The sequence below is a fragment of the Aquimarina algiphila genome (genome assembly GCF_947494415.1).
Taxonomy (GTDB): Bacteria; Bacteroidota; Bacteroidia; order Flavobacteriales; family Flavobacteriaceae; genus Aquimarina; species Aquimarina algiphila.
This window is the reverse complement of record NZ_CANLVC010000001.1, coordinates 110,319-128,878: the sequence shown is the minus strand read 5'-3', so window position 1 is coordinate 128,878 and position 18,560 is coordinate 110,319. Positions and strand designations below refer to the sequence as shown.

21 protein-coding genes are annotated in these 18,560 nt (G+C 28.6%); 12 read left to right on the top strand and 9 right to left on the bottom strand.

The annotated features are described in order from the left end of the window. The 12 genes from PQF96_RS00505 (at nucleotide 1) to PQF96_RS00450 (ending at nucleotide 10,173) form a co-directional block, all read left to right on the top strand. Nucleotides 1–339 carry a hypothetical protein gene (locus PQF96_RS00505; protein WP_271764724.1) on the top strand — a complete coding sequence of 113 codons (339 nt, stop codon included), beginning with the start codon at nucleotides 1–3 and terminating at the stop codon, nucleotides 337–339. 153 nt (nucleotides 340–492) lie between these two features. Next, nucleotides 493–1,152 (top strand): DKNYY domain-containing protein, encoded by a 660-nt coding sequence (locus tag PQF96_RS00500; protein ID WP_271764723.1) that lies wholly within the window; start codon nucleotides 493–495, stop codon nucleotides 1,150–1,152. A gap of 25 nt (nucleotides 1,153–1,177) precedes the next feature. Next, nucleotides 1,178–2,941: a tetratricopeptide repeat-containing sensor histidine kinase gene (locus tag PQF96_RS00495; protein ID WP_271764722.1), complete on the top strand. Its 1,764-nt coding sequence runs from the start codon at nucleotides 1,178–1,180 to the stop codon at nucleotides 2,939–2,941. After that, entirely contained in the window at nucleotides 2,934–3,668 is a 735-nt protein-coding gene (locus PQF96_RS00490) for a LytR/AlgR family response regulator transcription factor (protein ID WP_109436671.1), read from the top strand. The genes PQF96_RS00495 and PQF96_RS00490 overlap by 8 nt, the downstream gene beginning before the upstream one ends. 209 nt (nucleotides 3,669–3,877) lie before the next feature. Next, on the top strand, nucleotides 3,878–4,420 hold the full coding sequence (locus PQF96_RS00485; RefSeq protein WP_271764721.1) for a hypothetical protein: 543 nt from the start codon (nucleotides 3,878–3,880) through the stop codon (nucleotides 4,418–4,420). Between the two features lie 45 nt (nucleotides 4,421–4,465). Beyond that, a complete protein-coding gene (locus PQF96_RS00480; RefSeq protein ID WP_271764720.1) occupies nucleotides 4,466–5,152 on the top strand; it encodes a hypothetical protein in 687 nt (228 codons plus the stop codon). Continuing rightward, nucleotides 5,152–5,457 carry a hypothetical protein gene (locus PQF96_RS00475; protein ID WP_271764719.1) on the top strand — a complete coding sequence of 102 codons (306 nt, stop codon included), beginning with the start codon at nucleotides 5,152–5,154 and terminating at the stop codon, nucleotides 5,455–5,457. The genes PQF96_RS00480 and PQF96_RS00475 overlap by 1 nt, the downstream gene beginning before the upstream one ends. Before the next feature lie 118 nt (nucleotides 5,458–5,575). Beyond that, nucleotides 5,576–7,399, top strand: coding sequence for a WG repeat-containing protein (locus PQF96_RS00470; RefSeq protein WP_271764718.1), 1,824 nt, complete (start codon nucleotides 5,576–5,578; stop codon nucleotides 7,397–7,399). Between the two features lie 121 nt (nucleotides 7,400–7,520). After that, nucleotides 7,521–8,228: a PA3715 family protein gene (locus PQF96_RS00465; RefSeq protein WP_271764717.1), complete on the top strand. Its 708-nt coding sequence runs from the start codon at nucleotides 7,521–7,523 to the stop codon at nucleotides 8,226–8,228. Continuing rightward, nucleotides 8,225–9,061 carry a hypothetical protein gene (locus PQF96_RS00460; RefSeq protein ID WP_109436677.1) on the top strand — a complete coding sequence of 279 codons (837 nt, stop codon included), beginning with the start codon at nucleotides 8,225–8,227 and terminating at the stop codon, nucleotides 9,059–9,061. The genes PQF96_RS00465 and PQF96_RS00460 overlap by 4 nt, the downstream gene beginning before the upstream one ends. Nucleotides 9,062–9,103: 42 nt before the next feature. Further along, a complete protein-coding gene (locus PQF96_RS00455) occupies nucleotides 9,104–9,739 on the top strand; it encodes an NADase-type glycan-binding domain-containing protein (protein ID WP_271764716.1) in 636 nt (211 codons plus the stop codon). Beyond that, the gene (locus PQF96_RS00450) at nucleotides 9,736–10,173 is read left to right on the top strand and encodes a DUF4952 domain-containing protein (protein WP_160114199.1); all 438 of its coding nucleotides are present in this window, start codon (nucleotides 9,736–9,738) and stop codon (nucleotides 10,171–10,173) included. Before PQF96_RS00455 ends, PQF96_RS00450 begins: the two co-directional genes overlap by 4 nt. Nucleotides 10,174–10,180: 7 nt before the next feature. Here the strand turns inward: PQF96_RS00450 and PQF96_RS00445 are convergent, their stop codons facing one another. The 9 genes from PQF96_RS00445 to PQF96_RS00405 all read right to left on the bottom strand — a co-directional run bounded on the left by PQF96_RS00445 (nucleotide 10,181) and on the right by PQF96_RS00405 (nucleotide 18,548). Further along, the gene (locus tag PQF96_RS00445) at nucleotides 10,181–12,421 is read right to left on the bottom strand and encodes a hypothetical protein (protein WP_271764715.1); all 2,241 of its coding nucleotides are present in this window, start codon (nucleotides 12,419–12,421) and stop codon (nucleotides 10,181–10,183) included. A 74-nt stretch (nucleotides 12,422–12,495) separates the two neighbouring features. Continuing rightward, nucleotides 12,496–13,614 carry a toxin-antitoxin system YwqK family antitoxin gene (locus tag PQF96_RS00440; RefSeq protein WP_271764714.1) on the bottom strand — a complete coding sequence of 373 codons (1,119 nt, stop codon included), beginning with the start codon at nucleotides 13,612–13,614 and terminating at the stop codon, nucleotides 12,496–12,498. Beyond that, complete coding sequence (gene tssO / locus PQF96_RS00435) at nucleotides 13,611–14,090, bottom strand: type VI secretion system TssO (RefSeq protein ID WP_109436682.1); 480 nt, start codon at nucleotides 14,088–14,090, stop codon at nucleotides 13,611–13,613. Before tssO ends, PQF96_RS00440 begins: the two co-directional genes overlap by 4 nt. A 19-nt stretch (nucleotides 14,091–14,109) precedes the next feature. Then, nucleotides 14,110–14,610: a DUF6438 domain-containing protein gene (locus PQF96_RS00430; protein ID WP_271764713.1), complete on the bottom strand. Its 501-nt coding sequence runs from the start codon at nucleotides 14,608–14,610 to the stop codon at nucleotides 14,110–14,112. Nucleotides 14,611–14,614: 4 nt separating this feature from the next. Then, a complete protein-coding gene (locus PQF96_RS00425) occupies nucleotides 14,615–15,154 on the bottom strand; it encodes a hypothetical protein (protein WP_160114200.1) in 540 nt (179 codons plus the stop codon). 27 nt (nucleotides 15,155–15,181) lie between these two features. Then, entirely contained in the window at nucleotides 15,182–16,021 is an 840-nt protein-coding gene (locus PQF96_RS00420) for a phosphodiester glycosidase family protein (protein WP_271764712.1), read from the bottom strand. 197 nt (nucleotides 16,022–16,218) lie between these two features. Continuing rightward, nucleotides 16,219–16,524 carry a hypothetical protein gene (locus PQF96_RS00415; RefSeq protein ID WP_109436686.1) on the bottom strand — a complete coding sequence of 102 codons (306 nt, stop codon included), beginning with the start codon at nucleotides 16,522–16,524 and terminating at the stop codon, nucleotides 16,219–16,221. A gap of 108 nt (nucleotides 16,525–16,632) precedes the next feature. After that, the gene (locus tag PQF96_RS00410) at nucleotides 16,633–17,028 is read right to left on the bottom strand and encodes a hypothetical protein (protein ID WP_271764711.1); all 396 of its coding nucleotides are present in this window, start codon (nucleotides 17,026–17,028) and stop codon (nucleotides 16,633–16,635) included. Nucleotides 17,029–17,108: 80 nt separating this feature from the next. Further along, nucleotides 17,109–18,548 (bottom strand): hypothetical protein, encoded by a 1,440-nt coding sequence (locus PQF96_RS00405; protein WP_271764710.1) that lies wholly within the window; start codon nucleotides 18,546–18,548, stop codon nucleotides 17,109–17,111. Nucleotides 18,549–18,560: the final 12 nt, after the last annotated feature.

Genomic DNA, 18,560 nt, shown 5'->3' with positions numbered 1-18,560 from the left:
ATGAAAAAAGTAATAATAACCGAGAGTATAATACCTTTTTTACTTCTTGTTGTATTTTGTTCTCAGATATATTCCTGGTGTATAACAGCTCCTAACATTGGTGTTGCCTATAATAAATATAGCACATATTTACATTTAGAAAAACAAAAAATAAAAGCGTCAGACGATATACTTTTTATCAAGAAAAGGATGAGTCAGATATTAGAACAAATAGAAGATAAAGATCGAGAGAAACATAAGTTTGCTCAGCGTTTGTTTAGTATTATACCAATACAAATAATTATAATTTTGATTACTATAGTTTTATATGCTTGGCGAATAAAAAAAAGAGCATATTAGATCGCTTATTTCAATTGATAAAGTTCAAATATAGATTAAGGTTGTATGAATATAAATTGAGATATTATATAATTAAAAACATACCGTAACTTTATAATATATATATAATTAAAAAATAAGAAGGATAGTATATTGTTTATAAGGCTAATCATATTGTTTACAGCTTTTATTTATTTCTTTTTTAGTTGTAAAACAAAAGAAGTTGAAGTTCTAGAAGAGGATATTGAAACCAATAGAGAGAAAAAAATTGCGACTATTGTTTCTAGATTAGATAGTATTCACAGAGAATTGGATTGGAGAAAACTAAAACATAACCTATATACCAATAAGAATAAAGAAATAGGTTTTCAAATACCATATGCGACTGAGGTAGGAGTGACAGTGTCATATATAACACATATTGCTTTTGAAGAGAAAGAAATATCTCTACATAAAATAATAGATACCGTGACATTTACTCATATTGGAAGTACTTTTTATAAAGACAAGAATCATATTTATCATTATTATGATATGGCATATGGTGGTAAGTTTTATATTTACAATAAGGCCGATTATAGCTCATTTAAAGTATTAGGAGATAACTATGCCAAGGACAAAAATTATATATTTGGCGAAAGAGCAGGTATTTTAAACCATGTAGATTATAAGACATTTAGGACAACAAAAGGATCAGGGCCATATGCAAAGGATAAGAATGGATATTACTTTTGGGATGAATTGATATATACAAATAAAGAAATAGAGAATGTATTTGGCAAAAAATCAATTTCTGTAAAAGAATTATCGAATTTATTAAGAAACAATAATTAAAACTATATTCTCTTATACATTTTCAATGCAGAATATTAAGAACGTTATACTATTTACACTTTTTATATGTTTTTTTTCTAAAACGTACACTCAGGATAGTAATCAAAAACCAATAGAAGATCAGGAACTTAAGAACGTAGAGAATCTTTTTGAAGATAAGAACTATGAAGATGTAGAACAGTTTTTTAAAGAGAGAGATTATGATAAAGTAATTAATATTTTAGGAAAAAAAGAAGTGGATAGTAAGCTTTCGATGAGAGAGTACTATTTATTAGCACGTTCCTATGCTAGAATTGGTCAATACTCTAATGGATATACATTAGCTATCCAGATGTATGAAAAGTCTTCAGCAAAAAAGGATACTGCAAACTTGGTTATTGCTTATAATTTAAGAGTAGAGAACCTTACTGATATGAGTAAGGTTAAAGAGGGAGTGAGATTATGTGATGAGGCAGGTACAGTATTTAGAGTTCAGGATTCGATAGAACTTCAAAAGCTATGTTTTAAATGCGGAGTATTATATTATTATGATAAAGATTATGATAAAGCATATGATACATACAATAAAATCACAAAAAAAGAATATCGAAAATTACCAGTGTTTACAGGCAATTATGGATTAGTATTAATGGGATTAAAAAAATGGGATGAAGCCATTGTTAATTTTAAAAACGCATTAAAATATAAGTACGAGTCTAAAGATGTAAAAGAAATAAACATAACATTATCTAATATAGGTCTAGCATATATTAAACAAAAGAAATGGAAAGAAGCTAAGGTGTTTTTAGATTCTGCTCATCGCTCCTTTACATTAGAAAGTCAAATAAGAGGACACAAAACCCTTAATGAAAATTACTTTTTATTATATAAAGGACAGAAAAAAATAGATACTGCTCTAGAATATCTTGAACGTATTAACGATTGGAATGAAGAGATATTTAGAGAAAAAATTAACGAAAAAATATATTCGTTAGAAAACTCTAATAAAAGAGAACATATTCTGAAGAAAAAAGTAAAGGTAATTGATGATGAATTAATAACATCTCAAAAGCAAAAATTATGGGGAGCGGTTATTTTACTATTCATTATTCTTGTCTTACTTTCTATAGTATTCATTTTTGCATATAATAGAATTAGAACAGCCCATGAGAATATATTAACAGAGCAGAAACTCTTAAGATCTCAAATGACTCCTCATTTTATTTTCAATTCACTTTCTGTTTTACAAGGTATGATTCTTAATAATGAGGAGAAAAAAGCAGTACTTTATTTGTCAAAATTTTCTAAATTATTGCGTTTGATTTTAGAGAGTTCTAGAGAGAAATTAGTTTACATACAAGAAGAATTAGAAGCGCTACAAAATTATATGGATTTACAAAATATGGGATCTAAAAATAGTTTTAGATATACGCTTCAATTGGATGACAATATCCAGGAAATAGGACTATTAATTCCTCCAATGCTAATTCAACCTTTTGTTGAAAATGCAATCATTCATGGATTTAAAAATAATGTTGAAGATCCCGAAATATCTATCGAAATTTCATTTAAAGAAAATAAGCTTGTTTGTTTAATAAAGGATAACGGTGTTGGTATAGATAATGGAGAAAAAATACAAATGAGTGATAAAAAATCATTAGCTACCAAAATAACATCTGAAAGGTTGAAAATTATATCAAAAAAATTTAAAGTACCTTCAGGAGTGTTTATACAAAACCGTAGTGTGTTTAATGAAAAAGGAACACAAGTAACATTAACTTTACCCTATAAAATAGATCAAAATGACTAAAGCTTTAATTGTAGAAGACGAATTGTATATCAGGAAAGGGTTACTATCAATGATTGAAAGCCTGGATAAGGATATTAATATTTTAGGAGAATGTGAATCGGTCAAAGATGCTGTTACCGTTGCAAAGGCTTGTAAACCGGATTTGATCTTCCTGGATATAAATTTAAAAGATGGTAATGCTTTTGATTTTTTAGAACAAACAAGTGCATTGACTTTTAAAATTATTTTTATTACTGCCTATGAGCAATATGCTTTGCAAGCATTAAAAAATGGAGCTGTAGATTATATCTTAAAACCTGTAGATATTACAGAGTTAGAAAATGCAATAGATAAAGCAATTAATATAGATATATCTCAACAAAAAGAACAATTACAAATTGTTAAAAATCAACTTATCAATAGGCAAAAGAACAAATTAGTTCTTAGGTTACAAGAAGGATTTCAAGTTATTAATTTTGATTCACTTATTTATTGTAAATCAGACAAAGGGTATACTACTTTTTACTTATCAGATGGTAAATCTTATATGGCTTCTAAACCTATAAAAGAATTTGAGAGTCAACTACCAAATGAAAGATTTATCAGAACACATCAATCTTTTATGGTAAATCTGGATTATGTTGATAAATATGACAAAAATGGATATGTCATTTTGAAATCTGGGGAAAAAATACCTGTTTCATCACGAAAAAAAGATGAATTCGTATCAAAGCTATTGAATGGATAATAACAGCCATTTTTCTAGTTTAAAATGAGAACTTTTCAAATATAAATCAAACACTATCGAATATTGATTCATCATTCTGTTTCTTAAGAGGAACTGGTACTTTTGACATATTAAACCAAATAGCATAGTAGTATTTGGATGCTATTATTAGTAGTATAACAACAAGAGTATTAGATTTTATTTATATAGGAAAAGAAATGAGATTAAAAATGATCGTGATATTTCTCTTATGCATGTTTACATTGCAGTCATGTAAACAGGATAATTACATTATTTCTGTTACAGATTTTAATAAAATAGAGAGAGATTTGACCGAGAAGTTTGGACTATATTCGTATTATACAGATCTATCAATTGTCTACAATGAAAACATAGGCCATGTTATTAATGTCGTAGTAACGGATAAACCTGAATCATTACAGATGAAAGGCTGGGTGAAAACTGATGATGATTGGAAAAATGTCTCAGAGGTAAGTTTAGAACTTAAAAAAGGAAGGATAGAAGATTATATGTTCACTTTAAATGAAGAAGTAAGCATGGATATGATAGAAAATTTGGTAAATACTTCTATAAGAGAAATAAGAGAAAAAGAAGAGGCTGAGACTCCGGTTTTAGGATCGGTATCTGTTACATCTCCTAATGATGGTGATAAATCTAAAATGGGATACACTATTGAAATCAAATCTGAAATAGGTAAAACTTTCGATTTCTTCTATAACCTCGAAGGAGATTTAATAGAGCAATGGAATTGATTTTAAATTGTTTTTAAGATCTAAATTTAACGAAAGACAACTTTAATGAATTTTTTTAGCAAGCTTTTTGGAAAAAAAAATACTCAAGAAGAAAAAAAAATAAGATCTAATAGAGATTCTATATCTACTGAGTCAAAAACCGTAACTCAAAAAGAAGTGGATCACGAATTATATCCTTTTCTTTCCCAAATGGATTATGAAGGGTTGATTCCTAATAATTTTATTGTTCCATTCCTTGATCATTATAACTCTGATGAACCTAAAGTGGTAATCAGCTATGTAACATCTACTCAAGATGATCTTTGGATGCTAGATTCTAATGATCAAACAGAAGAACAATTTCGCTTGATTATGGATACCGCGCAGATCAATATTGAGAAGTTAGAATTAAAATACACCACACAAAAAGTATTTGACCATAAAGTCATCGGTTTTCAGAGACATACGTTTACTTGTGAAAAAATACTGGATCAAAATTTTATGATTCATATTCAAAAGGAATTAAATGCTGATTCAATATTGGTTTCTATTCCAAGACGTAGTAAAATGTTGATATGTGATCAGGGTGCAGAGGAAACTATTAAGTCTAAATTTATGAATTTTCATTATGCGACTTACCTTTCTGATGAAGAAGATATTGAACAAATATGTGAAGATATATTCGTAATAAAAAACGGAGAAATAGAAGGTGTTTTATATATGAATCAGGATCATAAAAAAATTGATAGATAATGAAAAATTTCTATTTCATTATAAAATCGATGGGTGTTGGACTTCTTGTATATAGCATAGCAGGGTTGATACTAGCCTGCGTGTTAGTCAATGTTTTTAGTAGTGATCATCCACATAGTATGGAGCACCTTTTATATCTTTTTATACCAGGAATTGGTTCGATAGTAGGATTGAGTTTGGGATTAATTTTGTCAATATTTAACTTAAAAACATATACAATTACTCGCGTGCTAAAGCAACTGATTATAAGTGTCCCCATTGGTGTTATAGTTTTTTTTATAGTTGTAGAGTTTTTTCTATCCTAGAATTTTTAGATACAAAATAGCATTACTATATACTTTAAAAACAATGTGTGATGCTCTAATAAAAAAAGCGAATTTGTAGAGGTATTGAATTAAAATAATAGATTTAAAATAATAAGAAATGAAAAATACACTTTTGATAGCAGCACTATTTTTAATATGTAGTTGTAGCAGTTCTGGCAATGGAGATCAAGAAGTGATATCAGATTATCTTTCAGAAATGGATGGTGAAAATTTGGAAGAGGTAAAGGAAGGGATGAAAGAGAATTTGAAAGGCCTTAAATCTTTCATAAACTTTTTTGATAATACATTCTCAAATGAAATAGAATTTATAGAAGATGAAAGTTTTGATCCTGTTTTTAAAAATGATACTACGATAGTTCCAGTAGTTATAGGTCAGGTGAAAGAAGCTCAGTTTTTGCAAAAATTTAAAGATTATAAATCACACATTGAATTTGAATTTAAGGATAAGGATTTTATAAACCCCGTTTCAACTATAAAAACTATTAGAGAGTATTATAAACCTCAAAAAATATATTATAATAATGGAACGATTGATATAGATAGTATTTCAAAGTATGATGTAAGTTTTGAATATGATACTGTATGGGGAGAACCATTATTGATAGATAGTATAGATGTAGAATATACTATAAAATACTTGTCAACTTATGATGAAGTAATAGTATCCCTTGATCAACCAAAAGCAAATTATAACGGAGGTGAAATTCTAATAGAAAAAATAAAAGACAATTATGTATATATCACCGCCAGTGATACTCTTAATGCCCCTCTAAAAATAGAAGGATTAAATGAAGAAGGGAAAGTATTGCACTCAAAAGGATATAGTTATACCGACAGAGAACCAAAAGAGGAAAAAGAAGTATTTGCTGAAATGATAGAGTTCTTAGAGGAAACAATAGAAAAACTAGATAATCAAGAGTTTAAGGATACCAAAGAGTTAAAATCTTATATTAAAAAGAATGCTTCAAAGTTGGATTATTTCAAAGATAACGATGGGATGTTTCATCGAGAACTTTATTATGATGGTACTGTAAAAAAAGTAAAACTATATTTCGCAAAAAAATACGAAAAGAAAAAAATACAATTTACCGCTACGGCTAATACAAAATTTGGTAAAATGATATATATGCCTACAGAAAACGGAATATCGGTAATGGATAAGAAAAACAATGAACTATTTTCTGTAAAAGGATCTGATTATTATCCTATAAATGATAGGTTTTATGAAGATGATGAGCATTATTATCATTTGAATATAAAGAAAAAGCGAATGGATACTTTGTTTGTCTATGATATAGAAAGTTATGAAAATGGATTAGTGGGTATTCAAAAAAAGGATGAAGGCGATTATAAATTATATTCTAAAGACAATAAAGAGGTTTCTAAACAGGAATATATTTACTTAAAAGAAAAAGGAGATCTGTTATTTGGACGGTCTAATTTTAAGTATTATCATATCGATAAGAAAGGAAAAGGTACTTTGTTAAAGGATGTAGAGGAATTAGGAGATATGGCAGGAGGGATGATCTCTATTAAAAATGAAAATTACCAGTATGGCTTTATAAATGAAAAAGGAAAAATTGTAATCCCAATGATATATGATAAAGTTGGAAACTTTAGTGATGGTTTCGTACAGGTAAGAAATGAAGATAATAATTATGAAACTCCGGATTATTATGGGTATTTAAATAAAAAAGGGAATAAAGTATTAGGGTTTAAGTATGAGAGAGCTCATGAATTTATTAATGGAATAGCATTGGTGAAATATGATGGGACTTATAAATTTATAGATAAAAAGGGAGAAGTTTGGATTGATACAAAATCAAAAGGAGCTTCTATTAATGGTAAAGGAAGAGAAAGAGTATATAGTTTTAATGATGGATCTAAATATGATTCTTACGGAATTTTAATAACACAATAATTGTATATTGATATTCAAAATAAAAAATATTATAATGATTTATAAGTGTTTTAGAACGATTAAGTTTATAATATTTTTGACTTGTTTGTGTTGTTTTTCCTCTTTTAGAAAGAAAGAGGTGGTGACAATAGAAGTATTAGCCAAAGTAGATATAGTTGCTGAGGCATTAAAACAATTAGGAATACGATATGAAGACTGTTATCCGGAATTTTTAATTGAACAAAAAATACCTTCAAATCAAGATCAAACCATTTTGATTATTCCTAAAATCAATATATTAGAAGAAGATGAAAGTTATTTTTCTCTAGATAGTTATATTCTTATTGTAGATAGCAACACAGGGATTATAAAAAATAAATTTTTTGAAAGTAAGCGATGGGAGTCAGATGCATTGTTTTTAGATGAGATATCTATTGATGTTCCATTATATCAGGTGACAAAAAATCAAACTGCTTTTGGTGTAAGAGTGCGTCACCGAACACAATCTCAACCAAATCCATATACAGAAGAATCAATCTCCTTGTTTTTACCAGTTCAGGATAAGTTGAAGAAAATACTGGACAATTTTATTACGCATGAATATAGCGGAGAGTGGAACATGATCTGTGAAGGGGAATCTACAAGTTCAAAAAAAGTATTAATAATGTCAAGACATCCGACTAATGGGTTTTTTGATATTAAAATAGATCATACCATAACAGAGAGAACAACATTTAAACTAGGAGAACAAGATTGCGAAGAAAAAGAAGAAGTGAAAAAATTTAAAGAACTTCTTGTGTATACTAATAATACATATGAAATTTTGAAAAACAAAGTATCTGAAAAATGAAAAAGAAGTATGGAAGAAATATCGTTTTTCTGATTCCTTTCTTTTTTGCATTTGTTTTTTCATGTGCTAATTCTTCAAAACAACAAGAAAACAAAAGTTTTAGTGAACAAAACCAAGAATTAGTTGTACTCGATACAGTTCTTGGATTAGAAGAAGAAATAACGCCTCAGAAAACTTTTGATTCTATAGCAAGCGGATTAAATTTTAAACCAAAAACAGGGTATAACGCAACAAAAGAACAAATAATAACCGTTAGAAATCGTTTAAGTCGGGAGTATAAAACAGAGACTAATAATAGTAAAAAAGATAGTCTTTTGGATGTAGTTTCTCTATATTTTACAAAATCATTACTCAATGATATTATACCTCATTGGTACGGCACAGAGTGGGACTTTAATGGATATAGTGATATTCCGAATCAAGGCACAATTGCTTGTGGCTATTTTGTGTCAACTACACTTAAACATATGGGACTTAATTTGAATAGATATAAAATGGCACAACAAGCTTCTAGTTTAGAAGTGAAATCAATAGCTATAAACGCAAATAACATAATAGTATCCAAAAACAACAACATAAGTGACACTTTGAAACGACTCAAAGAAGGTGTATACATTGTAGGTCTTGATAATCATGTAGGATATTTGTATTTATATAATGGCAAAACCTATTTTATTCATTCTAATTATATAGATGATAGAGTAATGATAGAATTGACAGATCATTCTCCTGCATTCATGAGTGAAACTTATTATATGATTAATATTACTCATAATACACTGTTGGCCAAAAAATGGCTTGAAAATGAGAAGATTACTATACATGTTAAATAAGTTTAGTATATTATTTATGAATAAGAAAATCGGTAAACCCTGATGACAAAAACAATTCCAGTTTTCATAATTATTTTAATGCTTGTTTTTGACTCGTTATATGCTTTTCAAAAAGAACCCTTGATTAGATCAAAGGTATATGCCGACTACCCTGCATGGAGCAATGATTATGATGGTGAATTTGAAAACGCTTGCCCTAATACATGTAAAATAAGTACGACAAGTACTTTAAAGGCGAATAAAGGGATAACATATGAAGCTAAAAACATGTATCAATCAAATTTTGATAATACTATAAATACAGCATGGGTAGAAGGAGTTGATGGATCTGGAATTGGAGAAAAAATTAGATTTAAAGTAGTGGAGATATATGCTGATTATGAACGTTGGAGATTATCTGCAGCCGTTACTTTTATTAATGGGTATGCAAAAAATGAAAAAACTTGGAAAGCCAATAATAGAGTAAAGAAATTGAAAATGTATCGAAATGGCAAGAGTATTGCCGAGATATATCTGGAGGATACTCCTAATGTACAAACCTTTTCATTGGGAAAAATACTCTATGATAATTTGCTGGAAGTAGATGAGGTTATTGAATTTGAAATTATAGAAGTGTATAAAGGAGATATCTATGATGATACGGCAATCACATTCTTTTCTTTAACCTGTTCGCCGTGATAAGATTTCCTTTTATATTGATTATTCTGTTTTACTCATGCACTAACAGTACTATATTGCTATGTGGAGATCTGTTATCTTTATATGCAGAAAAACCGGTCGAATTAGAATTTTTAGAATGTAGTAAAGAAAAGGGACAAGTTATATTGCGTTCAAAATATAGAGTGTCAGGAAAAGATTCTAAAAAAATAGAACAAGTGTTGATCTCGAAATATGGATTAGGAAAGCTAAAATTTAATTGTTGTGGCTGGGAATCTGAAAAATATGGACAAATTAATCCTTCAAAAATTAAAGCAATAAATCCTAATTTCTCAATTCTAATAACGATGTATGGAAATGCAGAAAAGAAAGATAAAAACAATACAATTTATATAGAAAAAAATAGAAATAAAATACCTTATTTCTATGTAATTGTAGAGGTTGTTGAGGTTTAGTACAGTTTTAGTTTTTATCTATAAAACGTTTAGAAACCTGAGAATAATCTACAGTTTTATATAGAAAATATTCTTGTTCATACTTTTCTGTCTCAATAGAAATTTTAATAGAATCTGTTTCAGTTTTAGGAAGTATGTAACTTATTTTGTTGTATTTCTTTGAGAAATATATAGTATCTTTTTCTGGTATATCTGGCAATAAGTTTTCTCTTTCGAAATTTAAATTTCGATATACTTTATACAAGTTTTTTAGTGTGTATGATTTTGGATATACACAGGTGTTTACGGTATGATTATTTATTTTTTCTTCATAGCAATTAAGCGTATTCGATATAGTATCTCCTTTTTGAGTGATTAGAGTTAAATTTTTATAAAACTCTTTGGTTTCTTTTCTATCTTCTTTATTATCTTTTTTATTGTTTCCATAAGGAGATAAGTAATGTAAAAACTCTTTCTTTGAATAATATGTTTTTCCTTGTGCAGTTTCTATTTTGGAATACATGAGATATTCGCCATATTTCATTTCTTCGGGAAAATAACCTTGGGATAAATCCCCTTGATTAAAAATCCAATCTCCATTTTTAATCTCTATCATAAAAGAATCATCCAGGATATTTTCATCTCCTGGAGTAAGGATACCTAAATCATCATATTCTCCAATTTTCTCTTCATAGATAGTACTATCATTACTAATATAATATATAGTAAATGAAGAATGATTTAGATCAATGTTCTCTTCTGAACTATTTTTGAACCAAGGTGTGACCACGTATGACGGGTTTTCAAATCCGGTTAATAATGTAATCCCGGTTTCTAAATCTAAGTCGTGCGATGCAGGATATAATTCTTGATACTTATTTTTAAGTCTTTTAATATCTTCACTGACCATATAGGGATTACGCTCTGGAGTTGCATAATATATAGAGTCTTTGGAGGAATATATTGCTCTCTTTTCTTTACCATCAAAATAACTAAGCCTAGAAAATGCTAAATAATTTCCTTCCTTCATTTGTTTGGGAAATAAGGATACTTTCTCGCTTTCCCATCCATTTTGATAATCCCAGCTTTGGACTAAATATCTTCCATTATATGAGTCATAATCAATATTGCTATCATCAAGAGGAACATCTTCATCGGGTTTAAGGTGATAACTGTCGAACCAATCACCAGAAATTATTTTTTTTCTGAACACTTCATTTTTTTCAGAAATGTAAAAATATTCTATTTCATGTATAGGTATGTATATCTCTTCTGTAGTTATGTTGTTAGAAATAACTCCAGAATGAAAGTCTAACGTAGGATATATAGGAAAATCTATTGAAACTATTGACGATTTTGGAAATGCAGATTCGTATGTTTTGAGTAAAGTATTAAGTGTATATGTATTGTTCTCTTTTATAAGTAGTGTATTAGGGATTTTTTGTTGTATTTGAGTCGTATATATGTTTTCTGGTATATGAACAGATATAATGGATTCACTATTACCAAAATGTGCTTTTTGATTAATAATTTCTCTAAACTTGCCAAAATATGCCAAATCTTCATATTCTAATTCTTCCATTGTGTGTAACACATGGTTTTGTATTTCATTAGGAAAAGAATAAAAAGTAGGAGATATTTCGAATGATGTATCTTCTTCATCACTATCATTCTTACGACAGAAAATTTTTGCAACTTTGTTTTTGTAGCACATAGTAATAGAGGACGTGATGATGTCATCATATGTAGAAGTAGAAATAATAATAGGATCTATTACTCCATCTTTATCAATATCGGTAAAAGAACAGTGTTTTTTTAAAAAACGAAAATCGGTATTAATATCAGGAGCATAAGTGTTTTCTGATATTTCGTAGGCATTGATCAATGAGCCCTGAGTTTCTGAGATAATAAATGCTTTGATCTTGCTATTTAGTGTATCCTTATTCTTTATAATACTTCGATCTTCCGTAAATAGTATATAATGTTTTGATATATTATCTGTATATGCTAATCCCGATGTAATAGGCATATATACACCTAAACTATCTTTTAACTGGTCTTTAAACTTTTTTTCAAATTCAGAAACACTAATAGGCACAGCATTTTCTGGAATTTTAATAACAGACAGAGTATCTTTTTTGGTAGTGTTTGTTTCAACAGTAACTATTTTTTTAATGGGTTGTTCTTTTTGTATCTCTTTTTTACAAGAGGTGCATATTAAAGTTATTATTACTGTTATAATGAGATATGGTAAAAAATTAGTATTCATTGTTACACTATAAATGGTAAAAGATCTTAGAATGAAGTTACTTGTATTTTTATATTAATTTTTTGATAATCAAATTAATTATAGTTTTTTTCAGACAATTGTTTTCCTTTATCATATTCTATTTCTTTTTCTAGTTCTCCGGCAAGGTCATAATATTTCCAAATCCCATTTTTTTTGCCGTTGAGATAATTTCCTTCAAGAGCTACATTTTTAGCCTTATTATAATGTTTACAAAGACCATTTTTTACATCATTCTTATAGGTGGTTTCTCTTATAAGTCGCCCTTTCTTTTCATCAAATTTTCTCCAAATTCCATCTTTGTAAGTGTCCTTGTGATTTCCTTCAATAATTTTAATGCCTTCTTCTGTATGGGCTACGTATGGGCCATTAATACGACCATACTTGTAATGTGTTTTAGTTCTTAATATACCATTTTTGTAATATACTTCCTGATCAACAATATGATCGTTATCATAATTAATTTTGTTAAGAAGAATACCTTCTTGTGTGTATTGTTTTGTGATACCGTTTTTTCTTCTGTCTTTGATTTGTCTTTCTTCAGCTAACGTTCCATTAGGATAATAACTTTTTCTCATATAATCTACAGGAGAACTGTAATCTTTTTCCCATTTTAATGGACCATCAATAAGGCGTTCTTCCCAATGTCCTGTTGGTTGATCATCCTTATAATACTCTGTCAAAGTAGATTTTGTATTTTCAGCAGGGTTGCGAATAATACGAGTCCATTTTCCATCTTTTTTTCCGTTTTTATAGTTTTGAGTGCTAGTGATTTCACCTTTTTTATTATAATCCAACCATTTGCCAATAGGTTGATGATCTTTATAATAATATTCTGAAGCAATGTTACCATTCTGGAAATATGTTGTGCTTTTCCCTTGTATTTTTCCGTTAGAATAGGTTGAGGAAGATGCTATCCTACCCTCAAAATCATAGACGATATATTTACCATCGATCTTTCCGTTTTTAAAACGTATTTCAGAATAGGCTCCACTGGTTTCTGATATTTTATAATCTCCTTCCAGGTTTTTTTTGTCTCTATTGGTTCTAAAAATATTTTCCTGACCAAATTTTATGTTTTCAATCTCATTCCAAGTAAGATAGTTCTGAGCTTGACTATAAAAAGAAGTACATAAAAATATAATTTGTATGAGTATTATTTTGATTGTTTTCATTTTGGTTTGTGATAGTGATTTTTTCTTTTTACATCTTGTGGAAGTAAACTTCGAACAGTTCGATAGGAATCGATTAATTCCTCTTTTTGTTGTTGTATTTGAGATAAAAGCTCTATTCGCTCTTCTCTTAGATCATGTATTTCCAGAAAATTAGATATCATAATGTCGTACATCTCATGAACATAAGAAGAATCTTTTTTGGGTAATCTTTTTTGCATATCAACGAGATTTGTATTGAAAAGCATACGCATATATTCAACATTTACTCCGTCTTTATAGATAGAATCCAGCTGTTGTTGTGTTTTAATCATATGATCTCTATAATACTCTTGAAATTCTCGTTCTTTATTTACTTCGGCGACTTGTTTTTTTAGTTCTGGAATTTTAAACATGAAGTAAAAAATCACACTTAGTGTTATCACTATTGCAATGAACACTAATATATATTGTTTGAAATTTCCTTTTTTCCCTTCCATACATACTATTATTATGCCTTTATCCGGGCAAATAAATTCTCTTTAACCCTTTATTGTGTAATGTGATAATTTGCTGCTCTATATACTGAAGTATTTCTGGGCATCCTCTTTCAAAATCATCACATTCAATAGTTTTGTTTTTACCATTCATCTTCAAAGTGATTTTTAATATACTATTATCCGAAGTCTGATTACTATATCTGTTTTTTAGTTTAAAAAAAGATTTTTCTTGAAGGTAATTGATTAATTCATCCCTTTGTTGTATGGTGATATTTTGACTTGAGGTTACATTGTATTTATTATTTTCTACCATTTCTGCTGATGGATAAAAAGTGATTATGGTATCTTTAAGAACGAACCTGTCATAATGAAAAGCTCCACGTTCTATCGTTAATTCTATGACGTTCGAATCAATTACCTGTGCTTGGGTATTTGAATCTTTCTTTTCAACTGTTTTTGAACAGCTAAATAGTATAGCTGGTAAAAGAAGCAAAATGATTTTTGATGTCGTTGTATACATGATTTTATTCTATTTTAAAATAATCAGCTTGAAGTAGGGGAGTTCTATTATCAAATTCGAAATCGAAGAATGCAGCATCATCAGCTTCAAGTTTGACTTTGGTAGTACTTCTTCCAATTTCTTTATTTTCCTGATTATAAGCTTTTAATTTGATTTTTCCATCAAAATTTTCTGAGGAAATCAAGTAAACAGACACTTTTTTTACTTTTGTAGAGTCACTATATATTTTTTCTGTACGTCCGATTTCAAAATTCTTTAAAAACGTTGAATCGGCTATTATTTTAGCTTGATTAATACTTTTATCATATCCTTTTGTCACTCCTTTTATGGCCTCAGAAATCCCTTCACTAGCAGATTCTAATGCTTCTTTACCATCTGTTTTAAGAGCATCTCCTGCTCCTTTTAATAGTTTTGATTTTATGGAGACCAGAGCATTACCTTCTTCTTCAGCTTTTTTCTTTTTCTCTTCTGTACTCATGCATGACGATACCATAAGAGATAAACTGATAGCTATTACTTTTATGATGTTTCTTCCAATATTCATGATGTTATTTTTTGGTTTATTTACGTTTTAATTTTCTTTTTTTGTAATTCCAATTACATTGGGGATTTGCCAAAAGACAGTGTTTTTATCATTTTCATTGAATCCTGTTTCATAACTTCCCATTTTTTCAACTACGGTATTGTTATGATTTAAATAAAAGGATGCTTCCGGACCTCCTTCCAGGTACATGAGGTTATATAATTTTAATGGTGCTTGTAACAGGATATTGATAAAATCGTGTACTGTATATGGAGATCTTGATATGATAAATAAAGCATTTCCTTCTTCATCCTTACCAATGGCGACCATACTCCATTTTTTACTTTGTCTACTCCATCTGTTTTTCTGATTACAATCTACCATGCGTATGGATTGTGTAAAAGAATTGTATTTGTTTTTGAGTACTTCCCAGTTCTGACAGGTGCGATCTATAATCTGAAATTCTGGAACGCTTTTGTCCTTTCTATTAAATGCTACAATAGTATTATCCTTATTCTCGTTAGGGTTATTTATAAAATTGTAATCTTTCATATATCCGAGGTTAGTAGCGTGATCCATACGATACATTCCGGCATTGATAATCGCTATTTGTTTTTTTTGATTCCCCCATTCTTTGGCAGTTCTTGTATGTTCTTCTTTTTTCTTGGCACTAAAAAGATTAAAATCATATCTAGAAGGGTTGATTTTTAGGATGGTAATTTTATGATCTCCCAAGATCGATTTCTTTGGAGCAAGGTATTCTGATAAGAATAACCCTTCATCTATTTTTTGCCATTGAATATGATTAGAGTTTTGTTGGCTAAACAATGTGTATGTAAAACCCAAAATAAAAGTTACTATGTAATATCTGTTTTTTACTATATTCATATAAGAAGCATTATACTTTAAGAAAAATTCTCTTTATATTAATTTTATAGTAAAAATATTAGGTTATTATTGGGGATAAAAGCCTCAATATATATTCGTTAAGCCTTTGTATATATTCGAAGTACAGTAATTAAAGTAGAATGCATACTTCAAATAGGACTGAGTTTTCTAAAGGAGTTGATATTACTTTTATGTAATTAATAGCTGTTATATATGGCACATGCAGTAAGGAAGAATGCAATGATAATAATAAATATCAAATTGGCAATCCAGGTTTTTTGCCTTTTATATAGTTTGAATAACATCTCAAAACCTATTAATATAGAAAATAATAGCAACCAAAGAACTCCCATAATGGCAAACCCCAAACCTCTATCAGTATGACCATGTCTTTCATTATATTCAGGTCTTGGCCCATATTCCATGAATAGTATTAATACAATTATGGGCAAGATTAGAATTCCTGTTCTTATTATAATTGCTCTAATAATTTTCTTATTCATATTGTCCTATATAAAAATGTAAGGTTGTTACATGCGATACGTTTTAGCTTAACAATTTTGTAAATGTCAATCTTGTATTTGGAGACTTTGTCATTTACTTTGAGATTTTTACTCCTTTTTGAATATATTTCCCAATTTTTTTCTACGAATTAAATAGTAAATTGTATAAACTATTATCACAAAAAATTCAATAATCATAATTAATAATATAGAATCATCTTCAAACGAAATATCTTTTCTAGTAGACCAAAATAAATATAAAGTATAGAAACAAAAAGTTCCCCAAAAAAAGTACTTTACAAAAACTTTATTTTTAAGACCAAAGGAAAAAGCAATATTGAAAAAGATACTTGAAAACATTAATAATAAACCAAAATCAAGATCTCTTTTTCTAATTCCTTCATATGATTTAGTTAATATTAGAAAAGATATTATCATCATTATCACTAAAATGATAATGTGCATGGTAATAGTTTCTTTTTTTTCTTGTACTTCTTCTGACATAATGTATACTTGTTTTTTTAGTTTTCTTCAAATTCAATTTTGACAATCACTACCACTTACATCAATATATGTTTATACAATCATTCTTTGCCGCTAATATGCTTAGATCGATCAAATTCGATAACACAATCTTCTAAATTTGAGAATTTTAAGGTGTAGTAGTAATGTGTGTTTTCTATTTTAAAATACCTATGAAGTTCAAAAGCATTAGAAAATTTACGAATTATGTATCCAGATTCATCAGCATCAATTATGTCAACATATGAGCTTTCTTTCATTTCGTTAATGATTGCTTTTATATCATAACTAACATTTTCTTTTTTAAGAATATTTAGTTTACCATTCGCTTTGTCACTATCACTCACATATTCTTTGTAGATGGTATCCTGAATTTGATATTGTATAAGTTTTTTGTCTTTACTATCAAAAATTAGACTATCACTTAGTGCAAGTATATATGTACCAAACCCTTTTTTTGGTAGTTTTCTGATTGCATACGTTTTTGGGAGTATTAAATGTAGTTGTTCATCAATCTTAATAGATTGTTCTTTCTGGCTTATTCCCGTATTTTTAGTCCTTATCGATTCTAGATCGATAGCATGTGTGTTCTTTTCTTTATCTTCTGATGTAAGATCTGTTAATTCTAATTCTTCTAATGTTCCTGTTAATAATTTTATTCTTTCTTTTTTTTGATTTAAAAGACTTATTTCTGTATCGTAATGTGTGATATCTTGTTCGGGATATTCATATGTTATTCCTTCTGTTGTTGTAAGTTTTATCGCTTTAGCACGAATATCTAAATCATATGAAGTAAGATTTTCAATAGGAGATTTGGCTTTTTTTAATTGTGTGTTTAATCGTTTACTTCGTTCTATCAATCCACTTAATGTTCGGGTAATTGTTGTGAAATAATCTCCTTTCTGCTTAGACACATCGTCTTTAAAATTACCTCCCTGTTTTGTGCCATCTATACGTATATTTTTTGCAATAGAGTATATGTCGATAACAAAAGAGAACGCTCCTGTTAATTGTAAATCCCCAGTATTTGTGAATGTTACTTTTATCTGGGGATCGCCCCAAGGACCTTCTGTAATTTGTATTTTTGTAGGCGTAACAGTTTCTAGTTTGGATATTATTTCGCTAGCAGCTTTACGTTCTTTTTGTAACCTTGTGAGTTCTTCCTCTAATTCTTTTAGATTATTTTCATTTTCTTCTTTGAGAAGACTTTCAGCAAGAGAAATTATTTGATTATAGGTTTTATTATCAATGATTTGTAATGAAATCTGTTCAAAAGATTTTCCTTTATATTTTTTAGGGTTATCCCATTTTAACTTCATTGCCTCTAGTAAAACAACTCTAAAGGCTTTTTCTAAATTATCTTTTTGAGTCTGGTCTAAATCTTTTTCTACAACTAATCTCGATGTTTTAAATGCTTCTGGAGAATCTCCCGATATTTTTTTTCCACATGAGATAAATATCATTAAGAGTGCGATGACAGAAATATTAATCTTTGATTTCATATTCTTTTCTAG

Excerpts from the sequence above, each read along its gene's own strand:
- PQF96_RS00505 (WP_271764724.1), top strand. The coding sequence starts at position 1 with ATGAAAAAAGTAATAATAACCGAGAGTATAATACCTTTTTTACTTCTT.
- PQF96_RS00495 (WP_271764722.1), top strand. The coding sequence starts at position 1,178 with ATGCAGAATATTAAGAACGTTATACTATTTACACTTTTTATATGTTTT.
- PQF96_RS00490 (WP_109436671.1), top strand. The coding sequence starts at position 2,934 with ATGACTAAAGCTTTAATTGTAGAAGACGAATTGTATATCAGGAAAGGG.
- PQF96_RS00485 (WP_271764721.1), top strand. The coding sequence starts at position 3,878 with ATGATCGTGATATTTCTCTTATGCATGTTTACATTGCAGTCATGTAAA.
- PQF96_RS00480 (WP_271764720.1), top strand. The coding sequence starts at position 4,466 with ATGAATTTTTTTAGCAAGCTTTTTGGAAAAAAAAATACTCAAGAAGAA.
- PQF96_RS00475 (WP_271764719.1), top strand. The coding sequence starts at position 5,152 with ATGAAAAATTTCTATTTCATTATAAAATCGATGGGTGTTGGACTTCTT.
- PQF96_RS00470 (WP_271764718.1), top strand. The coding sequence starts at position 5,576 with ATGAAAAATACACTTTTGATAGCAGCACTATTTTTAATATGTAGTTGT.
- PQF96_RS00460 (WP_109436677.1), top strand. The coding sequence starts at position 8,225 with ATGAAAAAGAAGTATGGAAGAAATATCGTTTTTCTGATTCCTTTCTTT.
- PQF96_RS00455 (WP_271764716.1), top strand. The coding sequence starts at position 9,104 with ATGACAAAAACAATTCCAGTTTTCATAATTATTTTAATGCTTGTTTTT.
- PQF96_RS00445 (WP_271764715.1), bottom strand. The coding sequence starts at position 12,421 with ATGAATACTAATTTTTTACCATATCTCATTATAACAGTAATAATAACT.
- PQF96_RS00440 (WP_271764714.1), bottom strand. The coding sequence starts at position 13,614 with ATGAAAACAATCAAAATAATACTCATACAAATTATATTTTTATGTACT.
- tssO (WP_109436682.1), bottom strand. The coding sequence starts at position 14,090 with ATGGAAGGGAAAAAAGGAAATTTCAAACAATATATATTAGTGTTCATT.
- PQF96_RS00430 (WP_271764713.1), bottom strand. The coding sequence starts at position 14,610 with ATGTATACAACGACATCAAAAATCATTTTGCTTCTTTTACCAGCTATA.
- PQF96_RS00425 (WP_160114200.1), bottom strand. The coding sequence starts at position 15,154 with ATGAATATTGGAAGAAACATCATAAAAGTAATAGCTATCAGTTTATCT.
- PQF96_RS00420 (WP_271764712.1), bottom strand. The coding sequence starts at position 16,021 with ATGAATATAGTAAAAAACAGATATTACATAGTAACTTTTATTTTGGGT.
- PQF96_RS00415 (WP_109436686.1), bottom strand. The coding sequence starts at position 16,524 with ATGAATAAGAAAATTATTAGAGCAATTATAATAAGAACAGGAATTCTA.
- PQF96_RS00410 (WP_271764711.1), bottom strand. The coding sequence starts at position 17,028 with ATGTCAGAAGAAGTACAAGAAAAAAAAGAAACTATTACCATGCACATT.
- PQF96_RS00405 (WP_271764710.1), bottom strand. The coding sequence starts at position 18,548 with ATGAAATCAAAGATTAATATTTCTGTCATCGCACTCTTAATGATATTT.